The following is a 5,771-nucleotide window of genomic DNA, read 5'->3' as shown; positions in this document are numbered from 1 at the left end:
TCGGGTGTCGGTGGTTTCTGGTTTGTCTCTTCTTGTCCCTCTTGTACCCCTCCCCCGGCGCCCGTCAGGTCCCGGTGGTCGCCGCCACGGCCTGCCGGGCCGCCCGCTCCACCAGTGAGACGCCGTCGCTCATCGACGCACTGCCGTCGGACAGCACCGCGACGAGGCAGCGGTGTCCGTGCACCGTGATCCGGCCGACGCTGTTGACGTCCCAGAGCCCGGAGGTGGTGCGCTGGAGCCAGCCGTTCTTCAACTCGTACCGGGCACCGGAGGCCGCCGAGACACCCCACGCCTGCTCGCCGACGACCTGACTCATCAGCGTCCGGATGTAGGTCCGGGACTCCTGGTTCAGCGGAGAGCCGGCCTTCGACGCCCCGGCGTCGTCGAACACCGACAGCAACAGGCGGATCTGGTCACTGGCCGTCGTCCGCGTCAGCCCCCACTTGGCACCGGGGCCGCCCTTGGTCGAGGTCAGCCCCAGGCGCTTGTTGGCCGCCTCCAGACCCGGAGCCATGCCGATCTCGCGCCACAGGGCGTTCGCCGCCGCGTTGTCGCTCTTGCGGATCATCGGCTCGGCCAGGGCGCGCTCCTGGGCGGTGAGCTGCCGGCCCTCGTCCTGGGCCTGGAGCAGCAGCGCCGCGAGGATGTCGACCTTGATGATGCTGGCGGTGTCGTACGGAGCGTCCTCGCCGTACAGCAGCGGCGTCCGGCTCGGGCCGTCGAGGTTGAGCACCGCCGCCGTCACCCGCGCCTTGCTCTGCGGCTGGGGTGCCGCCTGCACGGCCGGCGCGGCGTGGGCCTGCCCGCCCGGCGCGGGCGCGGCGACCGCGGGTGCCGCATGCAGCGCGCCGAGGGAGAAGAGGGTCGTCACCGAGGCCAGGAGGGCACCGGCGCAGGCACCGGCGCGGCTGACCCGGCGCCTGGCCGGGGTCACCGAAGCCGCCGAGGTCTTCGGATGCGACAGGGAACGCGGATGGGACATGGTCGGACAGGCCTCCGCAAAGGGTCGGCAAACGGGGGAAACTGCTTGGCGAAGGTAGACAAAATGCGCGCCAGGCGAAGTGGCCGCCGTCACTACGAACCCGTTTCGACCCGAATTGTGAGAAGGCCCACCCCGTCGCCCGGCCGTCACCCACCCCGTCACCGACCCCCTGTCGCCCCGCTCCGTCAGGCCTCGTTCACCGCGAGCGGCGAGGCCCGCTCAGCGGCGCCGCCGGGACGTTCTGCGCCGCGCCCGGGCGGGGCCGGACGCCGGGCGCCCGACCACCGTCGGGACCACGAGCGCGGCCTGCCTGGCCCGTGGTGCCGCCACCTGCCCGAGGTCGCGCTCGAGCTCGTCGAGGGCCCTGCGGGCCGCCGCGATCCGGCCGGCGAGGTGCTCGCCGTCCGGGGGGTCTCCGGCGGCCGCCGCACCGGCGGGCTCGTCGTTCTCCAGCTCGCGGGCCTCCTCCAGGGACGTGATGACCACGCCGATGAGGACGTTGACCAGGACGAAGGAGGCCAGCAGGACGTAGGACGCGTAGTAGAGCAGGCTCCAGCGCGACACCTCGAGGCCGCTGTGCACCGCGTCGCCGATGCCGTCCAGGGTCATCAGCAGGAAGAGGGTCAGGACGGCGCGGCCGATGGAACCGTAGTGCTCGGGGTCCTGGCGGCCGAAGAAGACCCAGCCGACCATGGCGTACACGTACAGCAGCAGGGCACCGACCAGGAGGAAGCTCAGGGTGCCCGGCAGACTGCGGACCACCGCGACCAGCACGATGCGCACCTGCGGCAGGAAGCGGGCGGTGCGCAGGACTCGCGCCAGGCGCAGCAGCCGCAGCACCGTGGCGTTCTCCCGCACGACGGGCACGAAGGCGCACAGGACGACCACCAGGTCGAAGGAGTTCCACGGGTCCTTCCAGAACTCCCGCGGGCGGTCGGCGTAGGCCAGCAGCCGGACGAGGATCTCCGCCGTGAAGGCGGCCAGGCAGACGTGCTCGGCCTGCCGTAACCAGTGGTGCCACTGCGCCGCCAGACCGGAGTACGTCTCCACGCCCAGCAGGGCGGCGTTGAGGAGGATCACCGCGAAGACGGCGAGGGCGAACCAGCGGGCTTCGGTGAGGGCCCGGCAGCGGCGTGCCAGTTCTCGGCGCAGGGGCCGTGAGGCGATGTCGGCGTGTCGATCGTGCTGCTCCGGCATCTGCTGCCCTTGCTCCTTCACATGCGGTGGCCCTCCCGGCCGACCGGGCTGGAAGGGCGGGCGTGTCGAGTGATGATCATCCTCCAACACGGACTTCCACCGCACCGTGGATCGGGGTGCGTTCGCGGACCGCGTATCGCACGTCGTGGGTGCGGTACGCGGTCTCCGTGGGCGCTCAGTCCCGGGGTCGCGGCGCGGGGGTTACCTTCGGGTGCCGCAGGACGGGCAGAAGGCCGCGCCGTCCGGCAGCTCCTGGTGGCAGGAGGAGCAGCTGTCCGTCTGGGCGAGACGGTGTCCGCAGGCGGGGCAGAAGGTCGCGCCCCTGGCTTCGGCGTGGCAGTGCGGGCAGACCAACTGGCGCGGCGTGGTGACGTCGTAGCCCTGACCGCGCTGCTGTCCCGCGTCGTAGGCGCGCTGGGCCACCATGTCGTTCAGGCCCCGCTGCTGGGCCGCCTGGGCCTCCGCCGCGGTGTCCGGGGAGCAGGTGAGGCAGAGCCCGAGGCCCGCGTTCCAGCAGCGGCCGCAGACGTAGGACGTGCAGCGGGGGCAACGGTCGAAGTGGCCCTGCGCGTTGGCGATGGCGCGGGTGAACGCCGCGTCCCGCTGGGTTCCGTAGTTCGCTCCGGCCAGCCCGTCGGCCGCGTTGGAGACGCCTTGGGCGGCGCTGCCGCCGATGACCGACCAGGCCGCGTTCACCCCCCGCGACAGCCAGCCCGCCATCTGGCCCGCCCGGAAGGGCTCGAACGGGGAGCGCCAGGTGTCGGAGCAGCGGGAGCAGTAGAACTCGAACTGGAAACCGGCGCCGGTGCCGTGTTCCTGACACAGGTCGCGGTGGTTGTTGTTGAAGTAGATCTCGGTACTCACGGTGCGTTCCCCCCAGGGCCGACCTCGGTGATGGTGTTCCGCGCACGCGACGCCCGTCCTCGTCACGCGGGTGTCCGGAATTCTGCCAGGCGCGCGGGTGCCCTGGCACCTGCTGTCCGGCGACTGGTCCCGGGACGAAAAGGTACGTGTGTGGCGAACGGACACGGCCGAAGACGCAGGACAGCGGCGGCCCGCGGGCCGCCGCTGCGGTCAGTGCCTGCCGAGGTGGGTGAGAATCCCGACGGCCGCGGGCGCGCCGAAGGTCCAGACCCAGGCCATCGGACGGCCGTAGTTCAGGGTCCGCCCCCAGCCATAGCGCTTGGGGACCACGACCCGGGGGTCGTCGCGATTGCAGTAGAAGACCCCGAACCAGTGGCGTTCGTCGTCCGGGTTCACGGCCCGCCTCCCTCTGTCCGGCGCGGGCGTCACCGTGGCCCGCGGGGGGAGAAGGCGGTGGACGCCCACGTCCGGCCAGCTTACCGATCCGGCGTTCAGCGGGCGTGGCCGGCGCCGCGGCCGGACATCCGCCAGATCCTGATCTCGCGCAGGAGCCCCGGCATCTCCTTGATCAGCACGGCGAGCACCAGCCCGCCCACCAGGGCGGCCTCCACCGCCAGCAGCTGCTTCGCTGTCATCCCGTTCCTCCTTTCCGTCCTGACCCGGCTCATCCGGGCGAGATGTTCGGCATGGCCTTCGTGATCGCGTCGTGCTTCTTCCAGTGGATGCCCGTGGACCGGCGGGCGTCGGAGGTGCCGTCCTTGTGGTGTCCCCTCTGCCCTTCGTACGGACCGAAGTTGCCCTGGTGCAGTCCGTTGACATGTCCCGGGGTGTCGGGCTTCACGTCCCGCCTGCCGACTCTGATCGTGCCCATGGTCTGCTCCTCGTCTCCCCCGGTGTCCTCCCCGGTCCCGGCCCGGCCCGCGTCCCGCGCGGTTCAGCCCTGGTCGGTTCCGTAGGTGGGGGTGTGGGTGGTGGTGAGGGTTTTGCCGTTGCCGAGGTACATGTGGACGCCGCAGGGGAGGCAGGGGTCGAAGCTGCGGACGGTGCGCATGATGTCGACGCCTTTGAAGGTGTCGGAGTCGTTTTCTTCGAAGATGGGTTGGCCTTGGACGGCGTCTTCGTAGGGGCCGGGGGTGCCGTAGTGGTCGCGGGGGCTGGCGTTCCAGGGGGTGGGTGGGTAGGGGTGGTAGTTGGCGATTTTCTGGTTTTTGATGACGAGGTGGTGGGAGAGGACGCCGCGGACGGCTTCGTGGAAGCCGCAGCCGATGGCTTCGTCGGGGACTTCGAAGTTCTCGAAGACTTTGGTTTCGCCGGCGCGGACGAGTTGTTGGGCTTGTTCGAGGAATTGGAGGGCCATGGCGGCGGCGTAGGCGATGAAGTAGGGGCGGGCGCGGTCGCGTTCGATGGTGTTGGACCATTGGGGGATGGTCCATTCGAGGGTGGTTTCGGGGAGTTTTTCGCCGTGGGGGAGGGTGATGCGGACGCTGTGGCCGGTGGCTTTGATGTAGGGGGTGTCGACGAGTCCGTTCAGGGCGGTGGACCAGAGGCGGGCGAGGGGGCCGCCGCCGGTGTCGAGGGCGAGGTGCTGGCCGGTTTCCCGGTGGTGCCAGCGGGGGCTCATGACCCAGCTGTAGTTGTGGTCGAAGGCGCGTTTTTGGGGGTGGGGGAGGGTGGTCTGGTTCCAGGGGTGGCGGATGTCGACGGGGTTGCCGAGGGGGTCGTGGGTGACGAAGGGTTCCTCGGTGGTCCAGTCGTCGTAGTAGGAGGAGCCGAGGAGGATGCGGAGGCCGAGGTTGATGTCGATGAGGTTGTTGGTGACGAGTTTGCCGTCGACGATGATGCCGGGGGTGACGTACATGGCCTTGCCCCAGTGGTTCATCGTCTCGTAGCGGTAGTCGACGATGTCGGGGTTTTGCCAGGCGCCCCAGCAGGCCAGGAGGATGCGGCGGCGGCCGACTTCTTCGTAGCCGGGCAGGGCTTGGTAGAAGAAGTCGAAGACGTCGTCGTTGAGGGCGACGGCTTGTTTGACGAAGTCGATGACGCGCATGAGGCGGGCGAGGTAGTCGGTGAAGACGGCGGGTTGGGGCATGGTGCCGGTGCCGCCGGGATAGAGGGTGGAGGGGTGGACGTGGCGTCCCTCCATGAGGCAGAACATCTCCCGGGTGATCCGGGACATTTTCAGGGCCTGTTTGTAGATCTCGCCTTCGAAGGGGTTGAAGGCGCGCATGATGTCGGCGATGGTGCGGTAGCCGTGGAGATGCCCACGCGGGGCCTCGGTGCGTTCGGCGCGGGCCAGGACGCCGGGGTTGGTGGCTTTGACCATGGCTTCGCAGAAGTCGACGAAGACGAGGTTGTCCTGGAAGATCGTGTGGTCGAACATGTACTCGGCGGCTTCGCCGAGGTTGGTGATGTGTTCGGCCAGTGGTGGGGGTTTGACGCCGTAGGCCATCTGCTGGGCGTAGTTGGAGCAGGTGGTGTGGTTGTCGCCGCAGATGCCGCAGATGCGTGAGGTGATGAAGCCGGCGTCGCGGGGGTCCTTGCCCTTCATGAACACCGAGTAGCCGCGGAACAGGGAAGACGTCGAGTGACACTCGACGACCTCCCGGTTCGCGAAGTCGATCTTCGTGTAGATGCCCAGATTCCCGATGATCCGTGTGATCGGATCCCAGGACATGTCCACGATCTGAGCGGGCTTACGCCCCGCCCGCCGCGCCTCGGTGGTCGTCAT

7 protein-coding genes are annotated in these 5,771 nt (G+C 69.5%); all 7 read right to left on the bottom strand.

Going from position 1 to position 5,771, the window contains the following annotated elements; all coding sequences use genetic code 11:
* Positions 1-64 precede the first annotated feature (64 nt).
* Positions 65-982, bottom strand: a complete 918-nt coding sequence (locus ACTYVM_RS34775; protein ID WP_445529778.1) for a serine hydrolase — start codon at positions 980-982, stop codon at positions 65-67.
* A gap of 219 nt (positions 983-1,201) precedes the next feature.
* On the bottom strand, positions 1,202-2,179 hold the full coding sequence (locus ACTYVM_RS34770; protein ID WP_445529777.1) for an ion transporter: 978 nt from the start codon (positions 2,177-2,179) through the stop codon (positions 1,202-1,204).
* A gap of 201 nt (positions 2,180-2,380) precedes the next feature.
* On the bottom strand, positions 2,381-3,043 hold the full coding sequence (locus ACTYVM_RS34765; protein WP_400036251.1) for a zinc-ribbon domain-containing protein: 663 nt from the start codon (positions 3,041-3,043) through the stop codon (positions 2,381-2,383).
* Between the two features lie 210 nt (positions 3,044-3,253).
* Positions 3,254-3,439 (bottom strand): DUF5808 domain-containing protein, encoded by a 186-nt coding sequence (locus ACTYVM_RS34760; RefSeq protein WP_445529776.1) that lies wholly within the window; start codon positions 3,437-3,439, stop codon positions 3,254-3,256.
* Positions 3,440-3,534: 95 nt separating this feature from the next.
* Positions 3,535-3,678 (bottom strand): hypothetical protein, encoded by a 144-nt coding sequence (locus tag ACTYVM_RS34755; protein ID WP_400036255.1) that lies wholly within the window; start codon positions 3,676-3,678, stop codon positions 3,535-3,537.
* Positions 3,679-3,707: 29 nt separating this feature from the next.
* Positions 3,708-3,914, bottom strand: a complete 207-nt coding sequence (locus tag ACTYVM_RS34750; protein ID WP_400036257.1) for a hypothetical protein — start codon at positions 3,912-3,914, stop codon at positions 3,708-3,710.
* Positions 3,915-3,977: 63 nt separating this feature from the next.
* The coding region (locus ACTYVM_RS34745; RefSeq protein WP_445529775.1) for a nickel-dependent hydrogenase large subunit at positions 3,978-5,771 on the bottom strand (1,794 nt) is incomplete at its 5' end.

The sequence above is a fragment of the Streptomyces cyslabdanicus genome, from assembly GCF_052663305.1.
Note: the sequence above shows the minus strand (reverse complement) of the source record. Positions and strands in the feature narration are given on the sequence as shown.